Origin of the sequence: Sphingomonas sp. S2M10 (genome assembly GCF_012650175.1) — a bacterium.
Taxonomy (GTDB): domain Bacteria; phylum Pseudomonadota; class Alphaproteobacteria; order Sphingomonadales; family Sphingomonadaceae; genus Sphingomonas.
Map to the genome: position 1 here is coordinate 72,967 of NZ_JAAILI010000022.1, position 20,020 is coordinate 92,986.

Annotated in this window: 21 protein-coding genes and 1 tRNA gene; 15 read left to right on the top strand and 7 right to left on the bottom strand. The window is 66.8% G+C overall.

Annotation, left to right across the window (positions count from 1 at the left end; genetic code table 11):
• A complete protein-coding gene (gene smpB, locus S2M10_RS06350) occupies nucleotides 1-483 on the bottom strand; it encodes an SsrA-binding protein SmpB (protein ID WP_168845354.1) in 483 nt (160 codons plus the stop codon).
• A gap of 67 nt (nucleotides 484-550) precedes the next feature.
• Nucleotides 551-1,432, bottom strand: coding sequence for a 4-hydroxy-tetrahydrodipicolinate synthase (gene dapA / locus S2M10_RS06355; protein WP_168845355.1), 882 nt, complete (start codon nucleotides 1,430-1,432; stop codon nucleotides 551-553).
• 70 nt (nucleotides 1,433-1,502) lie between these two features.
• Between dapA and S2M10_RS06360 the strand changes: the two genes are divergently transcribed.
• From S2M10_RS06360 to S2M10_RS06370, 3 genes are all read left to right on the top strand, one after another.
• Nucleotides 1,503-3,494, top strand: coding sequence for a lytic transglycosylase domain-containing protein (locus S2M10_RS06360; RefSeq protein ID WP_168845441.1), 1,992 nt, complete (start codon nucleotides 1,503-1,505; stop codon nucleotides 3,492-3,494).
• A gap of 15 nt (nucleotides 3,495-3,509) precedes the next feature.
• Nucleotides 3,510-3,989, top strand: a complete 480-nt coding sequence (greB, locus tag S2M10_RS06365; protein ID WP_168845356.1) for a transcription elongation factor GreB — start codon at nucleotides 3,510-3,512, stop codon at nucleotides 3,987-3,989.
• A 114-nt stretch (nucleotides 3,990-4,103) separates the two neighbouring features.
• Nucleotides 4,104-4,382 carry an acylphosphatase gene (locus S2M10_RS06370; protein ID WP_168845357.1) on the top strand — a complete coding sequence of 93 codons (279 nt, stop codon included), beginning with the start codon at nucleotides 4,104-4,106 and terminating at the stop codon, nucleotides 4,380-4,382.
• Between the two features lie 76 nt (nucleotides 4,383-4,458).
• Here the strand turns inward: S2M10_RS06370 and ettA are convergent, their stop codons facing one another.
• Nucleotides 4,459-6,138, bottom strand: coding sequence for an energy-dependent translational throttle protein EttA (ettA, locus tag S2M10_RS06375; protein WP_168845358.1), 1,680 nt, complete (start codon nucleotides 6,136-6,138; stop codon nucleotides 4,459-4,461).
• Between the two features lie 274 nt (nucleotides 6,139-6,412).
• Between ettA and S2M10_RS06380 the strand changes: the two genes are divergently transcribed.
• Together S2M10_RS06380 and S2M10_RS06385 are read left to right on the top strand one after the other, a co-directional pair.
• Complete coding sequence (locus S2M10_RS06380) at nucleotides 6,413-7,792, top strand: M20/M25/M40 family metallo-hydrolase (protein ID WP_168845359.1); 1,380 nt, start codon at nucleotides 6,413-6,415, stop codon at nucleotides 7,790-7,792.
• Between the two features lie 148 nt (nucleotides 7,793-7,940).
• Nucleotides 7,941-8,165, top strand: a complete 225-nt coding sequence (locus S2M10_RS06385; RefSeq protein ID WP_168845360.1) for a hypothetical protein — start codon at nucleotides 7,941-7,943, stop codon at nucleotides 8,163-8,165.
• A gap of 56 nt (nucleotides 8,166-8,221) precedes the next feature.
• Here the strand turns inward: S2M10_RS06385 and S2M10_RS06390 are convergent, their stop codons facing one another.
• On the bottom strand, nucleotides 8,222-8,809 hold the full coding sequence (locus tag S2M10_RS06390) for a PAS domain-containing protein (RefSeq protein WP_168845361.1): 588 nt from the start codon (nucleotides 8,807-8,809) through the stop codon (nucleotides 8,222-8,224).
• 145 nt (nucleotides 8,810-8,954) lie between these two features.
• Here S2M10_RS06390 and folE point away from each other — a divergent pair, with 145 nt between their 5' ends.
• Both folE and S2M10_RS06400 read left to right on the top strand, forming a co-directional pair.
• On the top strand, nucleotides 8,955-9,569 hold the full coding sequence (gene folE, locus S2M10_RS06395; protein WP_168845362.1) for a GTP cyclohydrolase I FolE: 615 nt from the start codon (nucleotides 8,955-8,957) through the stop codon (nucleotides 9,567-9,569).
• Between the two features lie 14 nt (nucleotides 9,570-9,583).
• Entirely contained in the window at nucleotides 9,584-10,531 is a 948-nt protein-coding gene (locus S2M10_RS06400; protein WP_168845363.1) for an FAD-dependent oxidoreductase, read from the top strand.
• Here S2M10_RS06400 and S2M10_RS06405 read toward each other — a convergent pair whose 3' ends face one another.
• On the bottom strand, nucleotides 10,532-10,978 hold the full coding sequence (locus S2M10_RS06405; RefSeq protein ID WP_168845364.1) for a DUF3429 domain-containing protein: 447 nt from the start codon (nucleotides 10,976-10,978) through the stop codon (nucleotides 10,532-10,534).
• An 89-nt stretch (nucleotides 10,979-11,067) separates the two neighbouring features.
• On the opposite strand from S2M10_RS06405, the gene S2M10_RS06410 reads away from it, so the two are divergent.
• From S2M10_RS06410 to S2M10_RS06420, 3 genes are read left to right on the top strand one after another with little or no spacing between them, the layout of a single operon-like run.
• Complete coding sequence (locus tag S2M10_RS06410) at nucleotides 11,068-12,600, top strand: cryptochrome/photolyase family protein (RefSeq protein WP_168845365.1); 1,533 nt, start codon at nucleotides 11,068-11,070, stop codon at nucleotides 12,598-12,600.
• A complete protein-coding gene (locus tag S2M10_RS06415) occupies nucleotides 12,593-12,964 on the top strand; it encodes a DCC1-like thiol-disulfide oxidoreductase family protein (protein WP_168845366.1) in 372 nt (123 codons plus the stop codon). Before S2M10_RS06410 ends, S2M10_RS06415 begins: the two co-directional genes overlap by 8 nt.
• Nucleotides 12,954-14,285: an AarF/ABC1/UbiB kinase family protein gene (locus S2M10_RS06420; RefSeq protein WP_168845367.1), complete on the top strand. Its 1,332-nt coding sequence runs from the start codon at nucleotides 12,954-12,956 to the stop codon at nucleotides 14,283-14,285. The genes S2M10_RS06415 and S2M10_RS06420 overlap by 11 nt, the downstream gene beginning before the upstream one ends.
• Here the strand turns inward: S2M10_RS06420 and S2M10_RS06425 are convergent.
• Nucleotides 14,279-14,995, bottom strand: a complete 717-nt coding sequence (locus S2M10_RS06425; RefSeq protein WP_168845368.1) for an SDR family NAD(P)-dependent oxidoreductase — start codon at nucleotides 14,993-14,995, stop codon at nucleotides 14,279-14,281. The two genes, S2M10_RS06420 and S2M10_RS06425, sit on opposite strands and share 7 nt — an antisense overlap.
• A gap of 141 nt (nucleotides 14,996-15,136) precedes the next feature.
• Here S2M10_RS06425 and S2M10_RS06430 point away from each other — a divergent pair, with 141 nt between their 5' ends.
• Genes S2M10_RS06430 through S2M10_RS06450 form a run of 5 tightly spaced genes read left to right on the top strand, consistent with a single transcriptional unit; the run spans nucleotide 15,137 to nucleotide 19,825 of the window.
• Nucleotides 15,137-16,024, top strand: a complete 888-nt coding sequence (locus S2M10_RS06430; protein WP_168845369.1) for a DUF481 domain-containing protein — start codon at nucleotides 15,137-15,139, stop codon at nucleotides 16,022-16,024.
• 48 nt (nucleotides 16,025-16,072) lie between these two features.
• Entirely contained in the window at nucleotides 16,073-17,281 is a 1,209-nt protein-coding gene (locus S2M10_RS06435; protein WP_168845370.1) for a hydrolase, read from the top strand.
• A 53-nt stretch (nucleotides 17,282-17,334) separates the two neighbouring features.
• A complete protein-coding gene (locus tag S2M10_RS06440; RefSeq protein WP_247650680.1) occupies nucleotides 17,335-18,294 on the top strand; it encodes an arginine N-succinyltransferase in 960 nt (319 codons plus the stop codon).
• A complete protein-coding gene (locus S2M10_RS06445; protein ID WP_168845372.1) occupies nucleotides 18,294-19,553 on the top strand; it encodes an N-succinylarginine dihydrolase in 1,260 nt (419 codons plus the stop codon). Before S2M10_RS06440 ends, S2M10_RS06445 begins: the two co-directional genes overlap by 1 nt.
• A gap of 59 nt (nucleotides 19,554-19,612) precedes the next feature.
• Nucleotides 19,613-19,825, top strand: a complete 213-nt coding sequence (locus S2M10_RS06450) for a hypothetical protein (RefSeq protein ID WP_168845442.1) — start codon at nucleotides 19,613-19,615, stop codon at nucleotides 19,823-19,825.
• A 43-nt stretch (nucleotides 19,826-19,868) separates the two neighbouring features.
• Here S2M10_RS06450 and S2M10_RS06455 read toward each other — a convergent pair.
• A tRNA-Arg gene (locus S2M10_RS06455) sits at nucleotides 19,869-19,945 on the bottom strand.
• Nucleotides 19,946-20,020 lie beyond the last annotated feature (75 nt).

Below are 20,020 nucleotides of genomic sequence, written 5' to 3' on the forward strand. Positions count from 1 at the left end.
TCAGCCGCGGTCGCGCAGGATGCGGGACTGCTCGCGCTTCCAGTCGCGTTCCTTGATGGTCTCGCGCTTGTCATGCGTCTTCTTGCCCTTCGCCAGCGCCAGCTCCACCTTCGCACGCCCCTTGCCGTTGAAATAGACCGACAGCGGGACCAGCGTCATCCCCTCGCGGGCAACGGCGCCGTGCAGCTTGTTTATCTCGCGCTCGTGAAGGAGCAATTTACGCGGGCGCTTGGCCTCGTGGTTGAAGCGATTGCCATGGCTGAATTCAGGGATATTGGCGTTGACCAGCCATACCGCCTCGTTCTTGATCTCGGCATAGGCCTCGGCGATCGAGCCCTCGCCGAAGCGCAGCGACTTCACCTCGGTACCGGTCAGCACCAGCCCGGCTTCGTAGGTCTGCTCGATGAAATAGTCGAAGCGGGCGCGCCGGTTTTCGGCGACGGTCTTCACTTTGTCGAAAGTAGCGGGACGCGGACGGGCCATAAGACCGCGCGATGTAGGGACGGCGAAGCCGGAGCGCCAGACGTTTGTTGGCGCTCCGATCCGTTCCTCAGCGCAGGCCGGCGAATTCGAGCCCAGCGTCGACCGCCTTGCGACTCGTCTCGCCCGCTTCGGTCATCGGCAAACGCAGGTCCTGCGGGAAGCCCGGGCGGACCCGGCCCATCGCGTACTTCACCGGCCCCGGCGATGCATCGGTGAACATCGCGATGTGCAGCGGGTAGAGCTTGTCGTGGAGTTCCAGCGCCTTGGCAGTGTCGCCCGCCGCCCAGGCCGCCTGGAAGTCGGCGCACAGCTTCGGTGCGACATTGGCCGTCACGGAGACGCAGCCCACCCCGCCCATCGCGTTGAACGCCAGCGCCGTCTCGTCATTGCCCGAAAGCTGGACGAAGCCCGTGCCGCAGCCCGCGCGCTGTTCCGACACGCGGCTGAGGCTGCCGGTCGCGTCCTTCAAGCCCACAAAGGTTTGCGGGAAGGCCTTCACGATCCGCGCCATGGTGGCGGGCTGGATGTCGGTCACGGTACGACCGGGGACGTTATACAGCACGATCGGCAGGTCGGTTGCCTCGGCCACCGCGGCGAAGTGGCGGAAGATGCCTTCCTGGCTGGGTCGATTGTAATAAGGCGGCACCATCAGCGCGGCGTCGGCGCCCGCATCCTTGGCGGCATGGACATTGTCGATCGCCGCCTTGGTGTCATTCGAGCCCGCACCGGCGAGGATCTTCACCCGGCCTTTCGCCTGATCGGCACAGACCCGCACGATGTGGAAATGCTCGTCCTTGGGCATGGTCGCGGCTTCGCCGGTGGTGCCGCAGGGCACCAGCGCCGACGAGCCTTCGCCGATCTGCCATTCGACGAGCGCGCGGAAATCCTCCTCCGCGAACGCACCGTTGCGGAACGGCGTCACCAGCGCGGGGATCGATCCAGAAAACATCGCGCGGAATCATCCTCTTTTCGCTATAAACGGGGTGGCAGATACGGGCGGATCTCCTATCATGTCCAGCATGGTCGGTACGATACTCAAGGGCGCGTTGCTGTTCGCCGGTGTTTCGGGACTGGCCGCTTCCTCGCAGGTAACCCCTGCGATGCTGGCGGCTCTGGCGGGCGGTTTCGTGCCGCAGGCCCAGGCCCAGTTCGATCCGGTGAGCACGGCGCTGGTTGAATGGAAGCGGCTGCAGCAGTCGGACAATTATCCGTTCACCGACTACGCCAATTTCCTCCTCGCCCATCCCGGCTGGCCCGGCGAGAAGAGCCGGCGCGCGGCCGCCGAGACGATCCTCGACAGCGGCGCGACCATGCCGGACCTTACCGTCCGCTTCTTCACCCGCTTCCCGCCGATCACCCCCGCCGGTCGGCTGCGCTATGCCGAGGCGCTCGCCGCCTCCGGGCGGCGTGCCGAAGCCGAGGACCAGGCGCGGCGCGCATGGCGCGCAGGCATCCTGCGGACCAGCGACGAAAGCGCGCTGCTCGCCGGGTTCGGCGCCGCGCTCCGCCCCGCCGATCATGACGCGCGCGAGGACATGCTGCTCTGGCAGGGCGCGACCAGCATCGCGACGCGGCAGCTCGCCTATACCTCGCCCGCGCTGCGCCCGGTGTTCGACGCGCGGATCGCCTATCGCACCAACGCCTTCGATGCCGCGACCAGGGCGACGCTCGCCGAGCCGCGCGGTGCCTCCGACCATGGCTATATCGCCGATCGCGCGCGCTGGCTGGGGCAGACCGGCCAGACCCAGCTGATGCGATCCTACCTCGCCCAGCCGCGACGGATGGCGGGTTTCCCCGGCGATCCGGAGAAGTGGTACGAGGTACTGCTCTCGGCTGCACGCGGCGCGCTGGCGGATGGGCAGTACGACCTTGCCTATCGCATCGCCTCGCAGGTCGACGACGCCTTCCCGGCGGGCACCGACGTCAGCGACCTCTCGCTCGGCGTGCGCGACGATTATACCAGCCTCACCTGGCTCGCCGGTACGGTGGCGCTCTACAATCTGGGGCGGCCGAACGACGCGGTCGGCATGTTCGCGCGCTATGGCCGCGGATCGAAGACGCCGGGCACCCAGTCCAAGGGGCTGTACTGGGCGGGCCGCGCCGCCGAAGCTGCCGGCAACGCGTCCGGCGCGCGCAGCTATTATGCCAGCGCAGCCGGCTTCCCCGATCTGTTCTACGGCCAGCTCGCGGTCGAGCGGATGGGGCAAGCCTTGCGCGGCCCGCGCGACCTTGCCGGCAAGACCGCCGCGCCCGGTGCCCGTCAGGCCTTTTACCGCCAGGAGATCGTCCGCGCCGCGCAGTTGCTCGGCCAGATGGGCAATCGCAGCGACCAGAGCCTGTTCCTCCGCAAGATCGCCGAGGACGCGACGACCGAGGACGACCATCTCCTCGCCGCCGATCTCAGCCGCACGCTGGGTCGTCCTGACCTGGGCGTGATGGTCGGCCGCAGCGCGCTCCAGAACGGCCTGTCGGACTATAGCGCCGCCGGCTATCCGTCGGTGGAGGTGCCAGAGGGCCAGCGCGATTACTGGACGATCATCCACGCCATCGCGCGCCAGGAAAGCCAGTTTAACCGCGACGCGGTCAGCCGCGCCGGCGCGCGCGGGCTGATGCAGCTGATGCCCGGCACCGCGCGCGAAACCGCGGGCAAGCTCGGCATGGGCTATGACGCAAGCGCGCTCAACGCCGATACCGATTACAACATCCAGCTCGGCTCCAGCTATTTCCAGCGAATGCTGACCTATTATGGCGGCTGCTATCCGCTGGCGGTGGCGGCGTACAATGCCGGCCCGGGCAATGTGAACAAGTGGCTGCGCGCCTATGGCGATCCGCGCCTGCCCGGCGGCGACATGATCCGCTGGATCGAGCAGATCCCGATCTTCGAGACCAAGAACTATGTCCAGCGCGTGCTGGAGAATGCCGTGGTCTATGACCTGATGAACCCCGCCTATGCGCGCAGCAGGGGGACGGCGAACCTCAGCTGGTATCTGGGCAAGAGCCGGCCGGGCTGATAGCGCGGGCCGATCATGAACGATCGCCCCAACTATATCACCCCCGCCGGCTATGCCGCGCTCAAGGCCGAATATGACCAGCTGTTCGGGCAGGAGCGCCCCAAGCTGGTCGAGACGATTTCCTGGGCGGCGGGCAATGGCGATCGCTCGGAGAACGGCGATTACATCTATGGCCGCAAGCGGCTGCGCGAAATCGATCGCCGGCTGGGCTTTCTCGCCCGGCGGATGAAGGCGGCCAAGGTGGTCGATCCCACCCGCCAGGAAGATCGCGGCGGCGTGTTCTTCGGCGCCTGCGTGACCATCGCCGACGAGGACGACAATCACCGCACGCTCACCCTGGTCGGCGACGACGAGGCGGATGCCGCCAAGGGGCTGGTCGGTTGGAACGCGCCGCTCGCCCGGGCCTTGCGCGGCGCGCGCATCGGTGACCTGCGCCGCGTAACCTTGCCGGCGGGCGAGCGCGAATATGAAGTGATGGCGATCACCTATCCCTGACGCGCCGGGGTCTGCCCCAGTTGCGGCGGACCGTGCCGGCGCCCCGTTCCGATTTGTCCCAGACTGCTACAGATGGCGCGGGCCCCGATGATCGGGGGCGTGTAAAGGGAGCGTATGGCGCAGCAGCGAATCCTGGTTTCGGGACGGGTACAGGGGGTCGGCTATCGCGACTGGGTGGTGCGCACCGCGCAGCGCGGGGGGCTGACGGGCTGGGTCCGCAATCTTCGCGATGGCCGGGTGGAAATCCTGGCCGCGGGCAAAGACACCGCGCTCGGCCTGTTCGTCGAGGCGTGCAGCGAGGGCCCGCCGCTTGCTCGGGTGGAGCGCGTCGAGGGCGAAGCGGTCCCGGAGGACAAGCCGCACAAGGGCTTCACCAAGCGGTTCACCGCCTGAGCGCACCGCCGGCGCACAGAAGAAAAGGGCCGCTTCGCACCTGGCGAAGCGGCCCTTTCTCATGCCGTATCTGCGATCAGCGCGTCAGTTTCTTGTAGGCCAGCGCGGTCGGACGATCGGCGGCATCGCCCAGGCGACGGCGCTTGTCTTCCTCATAGGCTTCGAAATTGCCCTCGAACCATTCGACATGGCTGTTGCCTTCGAAGGCCAGGATATGCGTGGCGAGACGATCGAGGAAGAAGCGATCGTGGCTGATCACCACGGCGCAGCCCGCGAAATTCTCGATCGCCTCTTCCAGCGCGCCCAGCGTTTCGACGTCAAGATCGTTGGTCGGCTCGTCGAGCAGCAGCACGTTGCCGCCGCGCTTCAGCATCTTGGCGATGTTGACGCGGTTGCGCTCACCGCCGGAGAGCTTGCCGACGTTCTTCTGCTGGTCCTGGCCCTTGAAGTTGAACGCGCCGACATAGGCACGCGTCGACTGGTCGTGGCCGTTGATCTTCATATAGTCGAGCCCGTCCGAGATTTCCTCCCAGACGTTCTTGCTGTCGTCGAGGTGGTCGCGGCTCTGGTCGACATAGCCGAGGCGGACGGTCGAACCGATCTCGATATCGCCCGAATCCGGGGTTTCCTGGCCGGTGATGATCTTGAACAGCGTCGACTTGCCCGCGCCGTTCGGCCCGATCACGCCGACGATGCCGCCCGGCGGCAGCATGAACGAAAGGTTCTCGAACAGCAGCTTGTCGCCGTACGCCTTGGAGATGTTCTTGGCCTCGATCACCTTGCCGCCCAGGCGCTCGGGCACCTGGATGACGATCTGAGCCTTGCCCGGCGTGCGGTTCTCCTGGCTGGCGACCAGCTGCTCGAACTTGGCGATACGCGCCTTCGACTTGGTCTGGCGGGCCTTGGCGCCCTGCCGGATCCATTCGAGCTCGTCCTTGATCGCCTTCTGGCGGCCGGTGGCCTCGCGGTCTTCCTGCTCGAGGCGCTTGGCCTTCTTCTCGAGATAGGTCGAGTAGTTGCCTTCGTACGGGAAGTACTTGCCGCGATCGATCTCCAGGATCCATTCGACGACATTGTCGAGGAAGTAGCGGTCGTGGGTGATCATCAGCACCGCGCCGGCATATTCCTTGAGGTGGTTTTCCAGCCAGTTGACGCTTTCGGCGTCGAGGTGGTTGGTCGGCTCGTCGAGCAGCAGGATCGACGGCTTCTGGATCAGCAGCCGGGTGAGCGCGATGCGGCGCTTTTCACCGCCCGAGAGGTTCTCGACCGGCCAGTCCGACGGCGGGCAGCGCAAAGCTTCCATCGCGATCTCGAGCTGGTTGTCGAGGCTCCAGCCGTCGACCGCGTCGATCTTGGCCTGGAGATCGCCCATCTCCTCCATCAGCGCGTCGAAATCGGTATCGTCCTTGGGATCGCCCATCTCGGCCGAAATGGCGTTGAAGCGATCGACCATGTCCGCCACTTCGCGCGCACCGTCCTTGACGTTCTCGAGCACGTTCTTGGAGGGATCGAGCTGCGGCTCCTGCGGCAGATAGCCGACGGTGATGTTCTCGCCCGGCCATGCCTCGCCGGCGAAATCCTTGTCGATGCCCGCCATGATCTTCATGAGCGTCGACTTACCCGCACCGTTTGGGCCGACGATGCCGATCTTGGCGCCCTGGTAGAATTGCAGGTTGATGTTGTTGAGCACCGGCTTGGGGGCGCCGGGGAAGGTTTTGGTCATGTCCTTCATGACGAAGGCGTACTGCGCAGCCACGGTGGCGGATCTCCGTTGCGAGAATTCTGGATGCTGGAAAGACGCGTGGCATGTAGCGACGCGGGCGCGGGTTGGCAACGCGGGGGTTGGCGGAGGTTCTAAGCCCTTCCCCTTCAGGGGAGGGGTTGGGGTGGGGCTGTGTCTCACCGAGACCATCAGGCGTTCTGGAATCCCTCCACCCCAACCCCTCCTCCAAGGAGAAGGGGCTGAAACATGCTTTACAAACCGCTCATCCCCCATTGCAATCGTTCCACCGCTGGTTAGCATCCGCAGCATGACCAAGCGCCTCCTGCTTGCGGCCGCTGCCGCGCTCGCCTTTCCCGTCCCCGCCTTCGCGCAGACCGCCGCCCAGGTGGCGAAAGTGCGTGACGCTGCTTTGCAGGACGATGTCGCCTGGGACGTGGTGGAAGGCCTGACGACCGAGGTCGGCCAGCGGCTCGCCGCCACCGAGGCGGAGGCGCGCGCCCGTGCCTGGGGCGTCAAGAAGCTCACCGCGCTCGGCTTCCAGAACGTCCATATCGAGACCTATCGGATGCCGGTGTGGGTACGCGGCGTAGAGACCGCCGAGGTGCTCGGCGCATCGGCGCAGAAGCTCGCCATCGCCGCGCTCGGCTATTCGGGCTCGACCGGTCCGCGCCCCTTGGAATCGGAGGTCGTCTATTTCGCCTCGCTCGCCGACCTCCGCGCAGCCGCCGACGGCAGCCTCAAGGGCAAGATCGCGTTTATCGATCACGCGATGGTGCCGACCCAGGATGGCTCGCAATACGGCTATTATGGCGCCGTCCGCCGCGCGGGTCCCAGCATCGCCGCGACCAAGGGCGCGGCGGCGGTCCTGATCCGTTCCATCGGCACCGACCATCACCGCAATCCGCACACCGGCGTCACCACTTGGGCGAAGGGCGTCTCGCCGATCGCCGCCGCCGCGCTCTCGGTACCCGATGCCGAGCAGCTGGTGCGCCTCGTGAAGCGCGGCCCGGTGAAGCTGCGGCTCAGCATTACCCCGCAATTCAAGGGCGAAGCCGAATCCGGCAACGTGATCGCCGACATTCCCGGCAGCGACCCCGGCGCGGGCATCATCGTCGTCGGCGGCCATCTCGACAGCTGGGATCTCGGCACCGGCGCGATCGACGACGGCGCGGGCGTGGCGATCACCACCGCCGCCGCGCTCCAGGCCGCCAAGCTTGGCCAGCCGCGCCGCACGATCCGCGTCGTCTGGTTCGGCGCCGAGGAAGTCGGCGGCTTCGGCGGTGCGGCCTATGCCAAGGCGCATGCCAAGGAGCGCCACGTCCTGGCAATGGAATCCGATTTCGGCGCCGACCGCGTCTGGAAGTTCGAAACCAACCTGCCCGAGGGCGCCAAGGCGATCGGTGACCGGCTCGAAACCGCGCTCTATCCCCTTGGCATTGAGCGTGGGCGTGACAAGGCGCATGGCGGCACCGACGTCGAGCCCATCCTCGCCCTGGGCGTCGGCACGATCGGGCTCAACCAGGACGGACTGCGCTATTTCGACCTGCACCACACGCCCGACGACACCCTCGACAAGATCGATCCTGTGCAGCTGCGGCAGAACGTTGCCGCCTGGGCGTCGATGCTGGCAATCGCCGCCAACGCGCCCGAGGATATCGGTCCCGTTCCTGCCGACAAGAGCGAGTAGGCACCCGTCCCGAATTCGGGCGAAAACATGGCCAAGTCACGGCGATGCGACATATTTGCGTTTGACGCGTTGGTCGCCGTGGCCCATGCAGCGGGCTTGACGCGCAGTCCTTTCGGCGGCGCAACGGATTGAAAGTGGGAGCACCCGGATGAGCAAGCTTCGCCTGATGGCCGCGGCAGCGCTGCTGATGCCGCTGGCGGCATGCGGCGGCAGCGAAGGCAATGTGGCCGATGGCGGCAACGTCGCGCCCGAAGCCAATGCGATGATCTACCAGAACGACGCCGAGGATCGAGCGAATGCCGAGGCCGAGGCGATGATCGGCAACGCCGCGCCGGACAACGGCGCCGAGATGCCCGACGGCAACGCGCAGTAACGGATCCGCCAGTTGAACCAGGGGCGTCCCGCGCGGACGCCCCTTTTTCTATCGGTTCAATAGCCTGCTTCGATCGCCATCCGCACCGCGTCCGCCGCGGTGCGCACGCCCAGCGCGCGGAACATGGCGGCACGGTGCATCTTGATCGTCCGCTCGGTCAAGCCGAGGTCATAGGCGATCTGCTTGTTGAGCTTGCCCGCCGCCATCGCGATCAGCACGGCGCGCTGGCGCGGCGAGAGCGCGCCGATCTTGTCGCGTGCGATCGTGGCGCGGTGGGCAGTTCCCTCCTTCGGCCCCTCGACTTCCATTTGCGAGCCAAGGAAATATTCGAGCTCACCGTCCTCGCCGAAGATCGGCGCGACGAGCAGCGCGTTGCGGAACGGCGTACCGTCCTTCTTGTAATTGAGGATCTCGACCATCACCGGGCGCTTCTCGCGCACGCCAGCGCTCAGCGCCTCGCTAAGCCAGGGCTCGGTCTTGTCGCCGGCGAGGAACCGACAATTACGGCCGATGATCTCGTCGCGTTGGTAGCCGGTCAGCGTGACGAAGGCATCGTTGCAATCGATGATGGGATTATCGGGTAGGCGAGGGTTGCTCAGCACCGCGGCAACGGCGCTTCCGGCGATCATGTCGGTCAGTGGCATTGGTCGGCTTTCCGCATCCTTATGGGGTTGCGCAGGTGCATACCCTTTTGTCCATGTTCCCGGTTTCACCCGGGCTCCTCATGTGGAGGACACTCGATGCCGGCGTGCCACGCAAATGCTGCCGGTGAAACGAAAGGTAGGCCCGATGAACTTCTTCTGCAACGACATAGAGCGGGCCGACAACGAAACAGGCGGCGAATTGGTCCCGGACGACGTGCAGGAAGCCGTTCGCACGCTGCTCCGCTGGGTCGGCGAGGATCCGGAGCGCGAGGGCCTGCGCGATACGCCGCTGCGACATGCCAAGGCCTGGCGCGAATATTGCGCCGGCTATGACGAGGATCCGGCAATGCACCTCGCCCGTACGTTCGAGGAAGTAGCGGGCTATGATGAAATCGTGCTGCTCAAGGACATTCCTTTCCAGTCGCATTGCGAACACCATCTCGCGCCGATCACCGGCAAGGCCTCCATCGCCTATCTCCCCAAGGACAGGGTCGTCGGCATTTCCAAGCTCGCCCGGGTGCTGCACGGCTATGCCCGCCGCCTGCAGATCCAGGAGCGACTGACCGCCGAGATCGCCCAGGCGATCTGGACCCACCTCAAGCCCGCCGGCGTCGCCGTGGTGATCGAGGCACAGCATGGCTGCATGACCGGGCGCGGGGTGAAGACCCACGGCGTCGGCATGGTGACCAGCCGGATGCTGGGCTGCTTCCTCGAGGATCGCAGCAGCCGGGCCGAATTGATGTCGCTGATGGGCTATTGAGCGGGCGTGCGACGATGGACGTGGTGATCCTTGGTGCCGGCATCGCCGGACTGGCCTGTGCCGACCAGCTGCGTGCCGCCGGGCACCAGGTTACGCTGTTCGACAAGGGCCGCGGCCCGGGCGGCCGCATGTCGACGCGGCGGGTTGACCTCGACGGCGAACAGCTCCAGTTCGATCACGGCGCGCAATATTTCACCGTCCGCGACGATCGCTTCCGCCGCCAGGTGCAGGACTGGCAGGCTCAGGGCCTCGCCAGCCCGTGGCACGAAGCGGGCCCGGATGCGTGGGTCGGCACGCCAGCGATGAATGCGCCGGTGCGGCACATGGCCGCCGGCCACCGTGTGCATTTCGGCCACCATGTCGTCGGCCTGACCCGCAATGCGCAGGGGTGGCACGTGCGGCTGCAGGAACAGCAGCATGGGCCGTTCGACGCGGCGATCATCGCGCTCCCCGCCGAGCAGGCGGCCGCGATCCTCGGCACCCACGACCTGATGATGGCGGCCGATGCCATGGCCGCGCGCTCGCAGCCCTGCTGGACGGCGATGATCGCGTTCGAGGACCGGGTTCCGATCGCGGCGGACAGCATCCGCCAGCACGGGGTCATCGGCTGGGCGGCGCGCGACGGCGCCAAGCCGGGCCGCCGCGACGGCGAGACCTGGGTGGTGCAGGGCCACGGTTCCTGGTCGACCGCGCATCTCGAAGACTCCGCCGATACGGTGGCGCAGGCGCTGCTCGACGCGCTGCTTGCCCATGCCGAGGGTGCGGTGCCGCCGGTTCGCTATCTCGCCGCGCATCGCTGGCGCTTCGCGATGACGCCGGGAGTGGACAAGGGCGCCTTGTGGAACGGCACGCTCCGTCTTGGGGCGTGTGGCGATTGGCTGCGGGGTCCTCGGGTGGAACTCGCCTGGCTGTCCGGCCACCATCTCGGCACGATGATTGGCAGCGCGGCGGCCGCCGCCTGATCAGAGCAGCGCGAGCGCCAGGGTCAGCGCGCCAAGGCCGGTGGAAAGCTGGAGACGCAGCGCGATCCAGCCCGGCAGGCACGGCTGAGCGCGGGCGAGCCGCAGGTCGACGATCGGCGAGAGCAGGATCGCCGCCCCGAGCGCCGGCAGCACGTCCTGCACGGTCCAGCCGAACAGCCGGAGCAACATCAGTCCCCAGGCGATCAGCGACGGCAGCACCGCCACCGCGAACAATTCGGGCGACGCCTTGCCGCGCGCGACGCCCTGCCCCCACCACAGTCCGCCGAGAAAGCTGAAGATCAGCGCGGCATAGCCGAACCCGGCCTCCAGCAGCGGGGCGCGGTGCATCGGCAGCAGCACCATCCCCGCGGCAGCACCGGTCAGCGGCAGCAACCCGGCATAGCCGAGAAGGCGCGCAGCGGGTGCGAGGGAGGCGTGGTTTTCCATGATGTCGGGATCGCCCGCGCACCGCCAGCGCTCAACCTGTCCGAAAAGACATCGCGTGCGCACGCTTCCCCTGCCCCACATGACCTTGCATGGCGCAGCTGATCCTCATCCTCGGCGACCAGCTCAGCGCTGGCCTGTCCTCGCTTGCCGACGCCGATCCGGCCGAGGACGTGGTGCTGATGGCGGAAGTCGCCGAGGAAGCGGGCTATGTGCCGCACCACAAGAAGAAGCTCGCCTTCGTCTTTGCGGCGATGCGCCACTTTGCCGAGGAACTGCGCGCCGAGGGCTGGCAGGTCCGCTACACCCGGCTCGACGATCCGGAAAACCGCGGCAATCTCGTCGGTGAGATCGCGCGAGCTCTCGAGGAACTCGACGTGGAGGAGATCCTCTGCACCGAGCCGGGGGAGTGGCGCCTCCGTCAAGCACTCTCAGGCGTGCCCGGTCTCACCCTGCGCCCCGACACCCGTTTCCTGATCGACCCCGCCGGCTTCCGCGCCTGGGCGCAGGGCCGCCGCCAGCTGCGAATGGAGTATTTCTACCGCGACATGCGCCGCCGCACGCGCCTGCTGATGGACGGCGACCGGCCCGCCGGCGGCGAGTGGAATTACGACCATGATAATCGCGGCACCCCGCCGCCCGGCACCACGCCGCCGCCGCTCCCGGCCTTCGAGCCCGATGCGGTTACCCTCGAGGTGCTGGAACTGGTCGAACGCCGCTTCGCCGACAATTTCGGCGACCTGCAGCCCTTTGCGCTCGCCGTCACCCGCGCCGATGCGGAGAAGGCGCGCGACCATTTCCTCCAGCACGCCCTCCCCCGCTTCGGCGACTATCAGGATGCGATGCGGCGCGGCGAGCCGGTGCTGTTCCATGCCCACCTAGCGCTCTACATGAACATCGGCCTGCTCGACCCGCTCGACCTGTGCCGCCGTGCCGAGGCCGAATGGCGCGCCGGCCGCGTGCCGATCAACTCGGCCGAGGGCTTCATCCGCCAGATCCTCGGCTGGCGCGAATATGTCCGCGGCATCTACTGGCTGCACATGCCGCGCTATGCCGATGCCAATGCGCTCGAGGCACACCGGCCGCTCCCCGAATTCTACTGGACCGCGGAAACGGACATGGCATGCATGCGCGACGCGGTGGAACAGACCCGCGCGCATGCCTATGCCCATCATATCCAGCGGCTGATGGTGACCGGCAATTTCGCGCTACTGGCGGGGATCGATCCCTATCTGGTCCACATCTGGTACATGGCGGTATATGCCGATGCCTATGAGTGGGTGGAAATGCCCAACACGATCGGCATGGCGCTGTTCGCCGATGGCGGGATCATGGGCTCAAAGCCCTATGCGGCGAGCGGCGCCTATATCGATCGCATGTCCGATTACTGCGCAGGCTGCCGCTACAAGGTGAAGCTGAAAGCCGGGCCCGACGCCTGCCCGTTCAACTATCTCTACTGGGACTTTGTCGCTCGCCACCGCGATCGCTTCGCCCGCAACCAGCGGATGGGGCCGATCGTCCGCAACCTCGACCGCATGACCGACGCGCGCAAGGCCGAGATCCGGAGCGACTCCGGGCGCTTCCTCGACGCGCTGGTACCAGCCGGGAACCGCTGGAATGGCTGAGCCGCTTACCGTCTGGTATGATGGCGGCTGCCCCTTGTGCACGCGGGAAATAGCATTGATGCGCCGGCTGGATAGGCGCGATGCGCTCCGCTTCGTGGACGTCAGCGACGATACCGCCAGCTGCCCGCTGGACCGCGCCGACCTGCTCGCCCGCTTCCATGTCAGCGATGCGCAGGGCAGATTCTACAGTGGCGCGGCGGCGTTCGCGGCCATGTGGCGGGCAATCCCGCTGCTGCGCCCGCTGGGGCTGCTTGCGCTGCTGCCGGGGGCGACCTGGCTTCTGGATCGGCTCTATCGCGCCTTCCTGCGCGTTCGGCCTACACTCCAGCGCTGGTTGCGCGAAAGGGAACGGCATGGCGGATGATAGGGAATATGACGGCCGCTCGCGCGCGGTTCCCAAGGGTCGGCTCGCGCGCTTCGGCGTGATGGGGCGGCTGGCCGGCGGCGTTGCCGGCAACGTGCTGGCGGAGGGCGCCAAGCGGCTTGCCGCCGGCCAACGGCCGCAGCTGCGTGACCTTGTCCTTACCCCCGGCAATGTGGCCCGCGCCACCGAACAGCTCGCCCAGCTGCGCGGGGCGGCGATGAAGCTCGGGCAGATGATTTCGCTCGATGCCGGCGACGTGCTGCCCGACGAGCTGACCCAGATCCTCGCACGGCTGCGCGACCGCGCACATCACATGCCCCCTGCGCAGCTCCAGCAGGTGCTGGCGCGCGAATGGGGCGCGGACTGGCGCCGCCGCTTCGCATTATTCGAGGCGCATCCGATGGCGGCCGCGTCGATCGGTCAGGTCCACCGCGCGCGACTGCCCGACGGGCGGATGCTGGCGATCAAGGTGCAATATCCGGGCGTGCGCGAAAGCGTCGACGCGGATGTCGACAATGTCGCGACGTTGCTTCGGCTCTCCGGACTGCTGCCCAAGGGGCTCGACATCGCGCCGCTGCTCGGCGAGGCCAAGCGCCAGCTGCACGACGAGGCCGACTATGGCCGCGAGGCGGCGATGATGACCCGCTATGCCGACCATCTAGCCGGGGACGATCGCTATCTGGTGCCCCGACCGGTGCCCGAACTTTCGACGACCAACGTGCTGGCGATGGACTATATCGCAGCCAAGCCGATCGAGACGCTGGAGAGCGCGGACCAGAGCGAAAGAAACCGCGTTACTACCGCGCTGATCGATCTGGTCCTGCGCGAGCTCTTCGCCTTCGCCTTCATCCAGACCGACCCCAATTTCGCCAACTACCGCTACCAGCCCGAAAGTGGCCGACTGGTGCTGCTGGATTTCGGTGCAGCCATGCCGGTGTCTAATGCTGTTGCAACCGGTTACCGCACATTGCTGGCAGCAGGTCTGAGCGGTGATCGCGATGGCGTGCGCGGGGCTGCCCTGCAGCTGGGCTTCTTCAGCGAAGCCGCGCTGGCGCGCCATCCGGCGGTGATCGACCGCATGATCGGCCTGATCCTCGAACAGACCGATCGCGCCGACGATTTCGACTTCGGCGATCGCAGCTTCCTGCAGGCGGTGCGCGGCGAGGGTATGCAGATGGTGGAGGATCGCGCCGTGTGGCACGTGCCGCCCGCCGACACCTTGTTCGTCCAGCGCAAGGTCAGTGGCATGGCCCTGCTCGCCGCCCGGCTGAAGGCCCGTTTACCCCTGCGCAGCCTGGTGGCTGAGCGCCTGGCTCAATAAGGCAGGCGGGCGCCGTTCCAGGCGAACAGCCCGCCGGAGTCCGCCGGTGCAAGGCTGTTCAGTACGTCCAGCAGATATGCAGCACTTTTATCGGAGCCAAACAGCTTTTCCGGCGACACGCCGCGCTGGAACGGCGCCGAAAGACCGGTATCGACGGTGCCAGGATGCAGCGCCGCCACGATTGCCTCCGGATGGGTGCGCCGCAATTCTATAGCGAGGTTCACGAGCAGCATATTCAGCGCGGCCTTGGACGCGCGATAGCTGTGCCACCCGCCCAGCCGATTGTCGGCGATCGACCCTACTCGGGCGGACAACGCCGCGAAGATGCTCCGGCGGTCCCGGGGCAAGAGAGGCACGAAGTGCTTGGCGATGAGCGCCGGGCCAATCGCGTTCACGGCGAACAGCTCCGCCATCGCGGCGCTGTCGACGGCGCGCAACGCCTTTTCCGGCGCAGGCCCGCCGCTGCGATGCAGCATGCCGGTGGCGACCAAGACCATGTCGACCGTCCCTTCGATGGCCGACGCCGCCCGGACGATACTCGCTTCATCCTGCAGATCGAAAGCGAACGGCACCAGCTTGTCGTGACTTACCGGAATGGGGCGGCGGCCGCCGGCATGGATACGTGCGACGGACGGATCCGCCGCCAGCCGCGCCACAAGTGCGCCACCGATCCCACCCGAGGCGCCGAAAATAACGATCTGCCTGTCCATACCGTACCTTTCTCAGCAGCATTCGGCCGGGAGATGCCTGGCTTCAACCTGTCCGGAAGGTCGCGGCTGAGGCTGTACGTTGTGCAGATGCGATGGCCTGCCCTTTTTGCGCCCCGAAACTATGGCTAGGACAATGCTGTGATGCGTGCCCTGCTCCTTGCCTTCCCGCTGCTGCTTGCAAACACGCAGGATCCGCCGATCCCGCCGACGATCAAGGCGATGCTCGACGCCGCAATGAGTTCGGGCAACGAGGCCGATGTCGCGGTCATCGTCAAATATGCGCGTACGGCGGATCCGGCGAGTGCGCCGCTCGTGTCCAAGATGGCCGGCGAGTGGCGCGCGAAACGCCGCGAGGTGACCCAGCAGGCGCTGCGCGAGGCGCATTTCCTCGACCTGGTGAAGGGCCATGTCGAGCTGGGCGGCTATGTGCAGACCGGCAATTCGGAGAATGTTGGCCTCACCGCGGCGGCCGAAGTAAAGCGCGAGGGCATCGAATGGCGCCACAAGTTGCGCATCCAGGCCGATTACCAGCAGAGCTTGGGCGTGACGACGCGCGAGCGCTACCTCGCTGCCTATGAGCCGAACTGGAAGTTCGACGACCGCGCCTATATGTACGGCGCCGCGCAATATGAAAGCGATCGCTTTTCGGGCTTCGGCGACCGCGTCTCGATTTCCGCCGGTGCCGGCTACAGCGCGATCAAGAGTTCGGCGATCAAGCTCGATCTCGAACTCGGGCCCGCCTATCGCTACACCCGCTTCATCGGCGCGCCGACCGAGAACAACATCGCCGCACGCGGCTCGCTCGATTTTGCGTGGAGGCTGTCGCGCGGAATGTCGCTTACCCAGACGGCCTCTGCCTATGTCGAAAAGGACAACAGCACCGTCGCGACCAAGTCGGCGCTGCTGGCCCGTCTGATCGGACCGCTTTCCGCCCAGTTCAGCTACACCGTGCAATATGAAAGCGCGCCGCCGCTCGGTCGCCTGACCACCGACACCACCAGCCGGGCGGCCCTCGTCGTCGATTTCTGACCTCGACCGAGGTGTTCAACCGCCCCGGTTCCGGGCTACGAGGTCCGCATGGGAATGCTATCCGCGATCGAACGGACGGCGATCGAGCGCGCACAAGCCGCGCCGATGCTGGAGAGGACCATGGCGTGGGCCGCCATCAACAGCGGCACGCGCAATATGGCCGGGCTCGCGAGCATGGCGACGACGCTGGCCGACGCCTTTTCGGTGCTGCCCGGTACGCTGGAGTTGGTCGCGCCTGATCCGGTGGAAACGGTGACGCCCGGCGGAATCGTCGAGCCGCTGGCGCATGGCCGCCATCTGCTGGTGACGGTACGGCCCGAGGCGCCGGTGCAGCTGTTGTTCACCGGCCATATGGACACGGTGTTCGGCGCCGATCACCCCTTCCAGGCGATCCACTGGCTGGAAGACGGCCGCCTCAACGCGCCCGGCGCTGCCGACATGAAAGGCGGCCTCTCGCTGCTGCTCGCCGCCCTGGAAGCCGCCGAGGCCAGCCCGCTCGCGGCGCGCTTTGGTTACACGGTGCTGATCAACTCGGACGAGGAAACGGGTTCGCTCTCCTCCAGGGCGCTGATCGCGCGCGCGGCGCAGGGCAAGGCGGCTGCGCTCACCTATGAACCGGCGCTCCCGGACGGCACGCTGGCCGGCGCGCGGGGCGGCACCGGCAATTTCTCGTTGGTGGTTCACGGCCGCAGCGCCCATGCCGGCCGCAATCCCGAGGAGGGTCGCAACGCGCTTGTCGCCGCGGCAGCGTTGGCGGTGATGCTGGCCGAGGCGAAGGCGCCCGGACTGTCGGTCAACCCGGCGCGGATCGACGGCGGCGGCCCCAACAATGTGGTGCCGGAACTCGCCATTTTGCGGGTCAATTTCCGTCCGGGCGATGCTGCCGCCACCGCGCGGGCCCAGGCGGCGCTGGAGGCGGCGATCGTCCGTGTGGCCGCCGATCACGACGTTCGGATCGCGCTGCACGGCAGCTTCAACCGCCCGCCCAAGCCGATCGACGCGGGCGCCGCGCGCCTGTTCGACCTGGTGCGCGACGCGGGCGGCGATCTCGACATCCCGATCGCTTGGAAGGCGACCGGGGGCGTGTGCGATGGCAACAACATCGCGGCCTGCGGCGTGCCCGTAGTCGACACCATGGGCGCCCGCGGCGGCGCCATTCATTCGACGGAGGAATTTCTGATCCCCGAAAGCCTGCCCGAGCGCGCTGCACTCTCGGTCCTCACCATCCTTCGTCTGGCCGAACGAGGCCGGCCGTGAACAGCTTCCGCATCCGCGCCGCACGCGACGAGGATCTTCAACCCCTCTATGAGATGGCGAAGCTAACTGGCGGTGGTTTCACGAATTTGCCGCCGGACAAGCCCGCTCTTCGAGCCAAGCTGGATCGCAGCCATGCCGCCTTTGCCCGCAGCGATACGGAGGATGCCGTGGACGATCTGTTCGTGCTCATCCTCGAAAATGCCGAGACCGGCGAGGTTCGCGGCACCTGCCAGATCTTCACCCGGGTCGGCCAGAAATGGCCTTTTTACAGCTACCGGATCGGGACGGTGACCAAGCACAGCCAGGAGCTCAAGCGAACTTTTCGCGCTGAAATCCTGAGTTTGGTCAACGATCTTGAAGGCTGTAGCGAAGTGGGCGGCCTGTTTCTCCACCCGGGCGAGCGGGCCGGCGGGCTCGGCCTGTTGCTCGCGCGCAGCCGCTACATGTTCATCGCCCAGCATCGCGCGCGCTTTGCAGACCGCATCCTCGCCGAGTTGCGCGGCGTGATCGACGAAGCCGGCGGTTCGCCCTTCTGGGACGGTGTTGCCGGGCGATTTTTCGGCATGAATTTTCAGCAGGCGGACGAATTCAACGCAACCCATGGCAACCAGTTCATCGCCGATCTGATGCCCAAGCACCCGGTGTACACGGCGATGCTGCCGGAGTCGGCGCGCTCGGTGATCGGCCTACCCCACCCTTCTGGTCGCGCCGCTATGCGAATGCTGGAAAATGAGGGATTTGCGTATGAAAGCTACATCGACATCTTCGATGGCGGCCCGACCATGACGGCGCGTACCGGCCAGGTGAAGACGGTGCGCGAAGCCCAGTCGGCGACGATCGCAGCGATCGGGAGCGGCGGAGAGCCGGCACTGGTCGCGACCGGCACGCTTTCCGAGTTCCGGTCGGCACTTGCCCAGGTGGGCCAGGCCGACGGCGGCGTGGTGATAGACCCGGTATGCGCCGCCACGCTGGGCCTGGCGATCGGCGACCCGATATTGTGGGTGGCACGCTGATGCTGGTCGAGATCAACTTCGACGGGATCGTCGGCCCCAGTCATAACTATGCCGGTCTCAGCCCCGGCAATCTGGCGGCAACCCGCAATCGCGGCGAGGTCTCACACCCGAAGGCGGCGGCGCTGCAGGGCATCGCCAAGATGCGCGCCAATCTTGCGTTGGGGCTGCACCAGGGCATCTTCCTGCCGCACGCGCGTCCGAACCGACCGTGGCTGGCGCAGCTCGGGCTCGACTATGCCCATGCCCCGCCGCACAGTCAGGCCCAGGCGCTTTCCGCCTCGCCGATGTGGGCGGCCAACGCTGCCACCGTCTCACCGGCGCCAGACACCGCCGACGGCCGCTGCCATCTGAGCGTCGCCAATCTCGTGACGATGCCGCACCGCAGCCACGAATGGCCGCAGACCCTGGCGCAGCTCCGGCTCGCCTTCGCCAACCCTGCCTTCGCCGTGCATGACCCCGTCCCAGCCCCGTTCGGTGATGAAGGCGCCGCCAACCACATGCGCCTGACCGCAGCGCCAGATGCGCCGGGAGTCGAGATATTCGTCTACGGCATCGCCGGGGGCCCCTTCCCGGCACGCCAGCATCCGGATGCGAGCGCCGCTATCGCGCGGCGGCATCTGCTCGATCCCGTGCGGACCCTCTTCGTGCAGCAATCGGAGGAGGCGATCGCGGCCGGTGCCTTCCACAACGATGTGGTCGCGGTCGCCAACGGCCGGGTGCTGTTCGCGCACGAACACGCCTTTGCCGACAAGGCACATTTCTATGGCGCGCTGCGCGCCGCCATGCCCGAGGTGGAAATCGTCGAGGTACCCGCCGCCGAGGTCAGCCTGGCCGACGCCATCGCGTCCTACCTCTTCAACGCCCAGCTGGTCACGCTGCCCGGGGGCGAGACCGCGCTGATCGTGCCCGGCGAAGCACGGGACACCCCCGCGGTGTGGAACTGGCTGGAAGCACATGTGGCGGGCAACGGCCCGATCCGGCGGGTCGAGGTGGTCGATGTTCGCGAGTCGATGGCGAATGGGGGCGGCCCTGCCTGTCTGCGGCTGCGCGTGGTGGCCGATCCAGCGACTGTCGATCCCCGCTTTCTGGTCGACAATGCCCGTCTGGACCGCATCGCCGCCGTCATCGAGGCGCACTGGCCCGAGGCGATCGATCCTCATGCCATCGCCGACCCGGCGCTGATCGCGCGCATCGAAGGTGCGCACGGGGCACTGCTCGAAGCGGTCGATCTTGTCGGGTTACTTGACAGTTTACCATGACCGATCGGGCAAATGCCGAAGTTTTCTGCGGCTGGCACGCCGCTTGCTGCTTGTCGGCCATGCTGTACCGCCTCGGCCGTCTGTTTGTAATCAAGTCGAAGTTCGAAGCGTTCCTGGTGATCTTCGGGCTCGCCAACGGCGCAGTCGAGCGCGGCTTCCATTACATGAGCCTGTATCCGGGTATCGGCGGAAAGCTGCTGTTCGCGGTGTGCCCGATCGCCGTGTTCATGGCCGGCGCCCGCATCCTCGACAGCCTGGAAACACAAGCCTGACCAGAAACACAAACCCCCGCCGAGCTAGGCTCTGGCGGGGGAGTGGCGCGCCCGGAACGATTCGAACGTCCGACCCTCAGATTCGTAGTCTGATGCTCTATCCAGCTGAGCTACGGGCGCCTGGTGGAGGCGAGCGTTTATCGGCGGATGGGAAGGAGCGCAACCCCGTTGCGCCAAGTTTTCCACAGGCATATG

Coding starts and splice junctions, on each gene's coding strand:
- smpB (WP_168845354.1), bottom strand. CDS start 483: ATGGCCCGTCCGCGTCCCGCTACTTTCGACAAAGTGAAGACCGTCGCC.
- dapA (WP_168845355.1), bottom strand. CDS start 1,432: ATGTTTTCTGGATCGATCCCCGCGCTGGTGACGCCGTTCCGCAACGGT.
- S2M10_RS06360 (WP_168845441.1), top strand. CDS start 1,503: ATGGTCGGTACGATACTCAAGGGCGCGTTGCTGTTCGCCGGTGTTTCG.
- greB (WP_168845356.1), top strand. CDS start 3,510: ATGAACGATCGCCCCAACTATATCACCCCCGCCGGCTATGCCGCGCTC.
- S2M10_RS06370 (WP_168845357.1), top strand. CDS start 4,104: ATGGCGCAGCAGCGAATCCTGGTTTCGGGACGGGTACAGGGGGTCGGC.
- S2M10_RS06380 (WP_168845359.1), top strand. CDS start 6,413: ATGACCAAGCGCCTCCTGCTTGCGGCCGCTGCCGCGCTCGCCTTTCCC.
- S2M10_RS06385 (WP_168845360.1), top strand. CDS start 7,941: ATGAGCAAGCTTCGCCTGATGGCCGCGGCAGCGCTGCTGATGCCGCTG.
- S2M10_RS06390 (WP_168845361.1), bottom strand. CDS start 8,809: ATGCCACTGACCGACATGATCGCCGGAAGCGCCGTTGCCGCGGTGCTG.
- folE (WP_168845362.1), top strand. CDS start 8,955: ATGAACTTCTTCTGCAACGACATAGAGCGGGCCGACAACGAAACAGGC.
- S2M10_RS06400 (WP_168845363.1), top strand. CDS start 9,584: ATGGACGTGGTGATCCTTGGTGCCGGCATCGCCGGACTGGCCTGTGCC.
- S2M10_RS06405 (WP_168845364.1), bottom strand. CDS start 10,978: ATGGAAAACCACGCCTCCCTCGCACCCGCTGCGCGCCTTCTCGGCTAT.
- S2M10_RS06410 (WP_168845365.1), top strand. CDS start 11,068: ATGGCGCAGCTGATCCTCATCCTCGGCGACCAGCTCAGCGCTGGCCTG.
- S2M10_RS06415 (WP_168845366.1), top strand. CDS start 12,593: ATGGCTGAGCCGCTTACCGTCTGGTATGATGGCGGCTGCCCCTTGTGC.
- S2M10_RS06420 (WP_168845367.1), top strand. CDS start 12,954: ATGGCGGATGATAGGGAATATGACGGCCGCTCGCGCGCGGTTCCCAAG.
- S2M10_RS06425 (WP_168845368.1), bottom strand. CDS start 14,995: ATGGACAGGCAGATCGTTATTTTCGGCGCCTCGGGTGGGATCGGTGGC.
- S2M10_RS06430 (WP_168845369.1), top strand. CDS start 15,137: ATGCGTGCCCTGCTCCTTGCCTTCCCGCTGCTGCTTGCAAACACGCAG.
- S2M10_RS06435 (WP_168845370.1), top strand. CDS start 16,073: ATGGGAATGCTATCCGCGATCGAACGGACGGCGATCGAGCGCGCACAA.
- S2M10_RS06440 (WP_247650680.1), top strand. CDS start 17,335: ATGGCGAAGCTAACTGGCGGTGGTTTCACGAATTTGCCGCCGGACAAG.
- S2M10_RS06445 (WP_168845372.1), top strand. CDS start 18,294: ATGCTGGTCGAGATCAACTTCGACGGGATCGTCGGCCCCAGTCATAAC.
- S2M10_RS06450 (WP_168845442.1), top strand. CDS start 19,613: ATGCTGTACCGCCTCGGCCGTCTGTTTGTAATCAAGTCGAAGTTCGAA.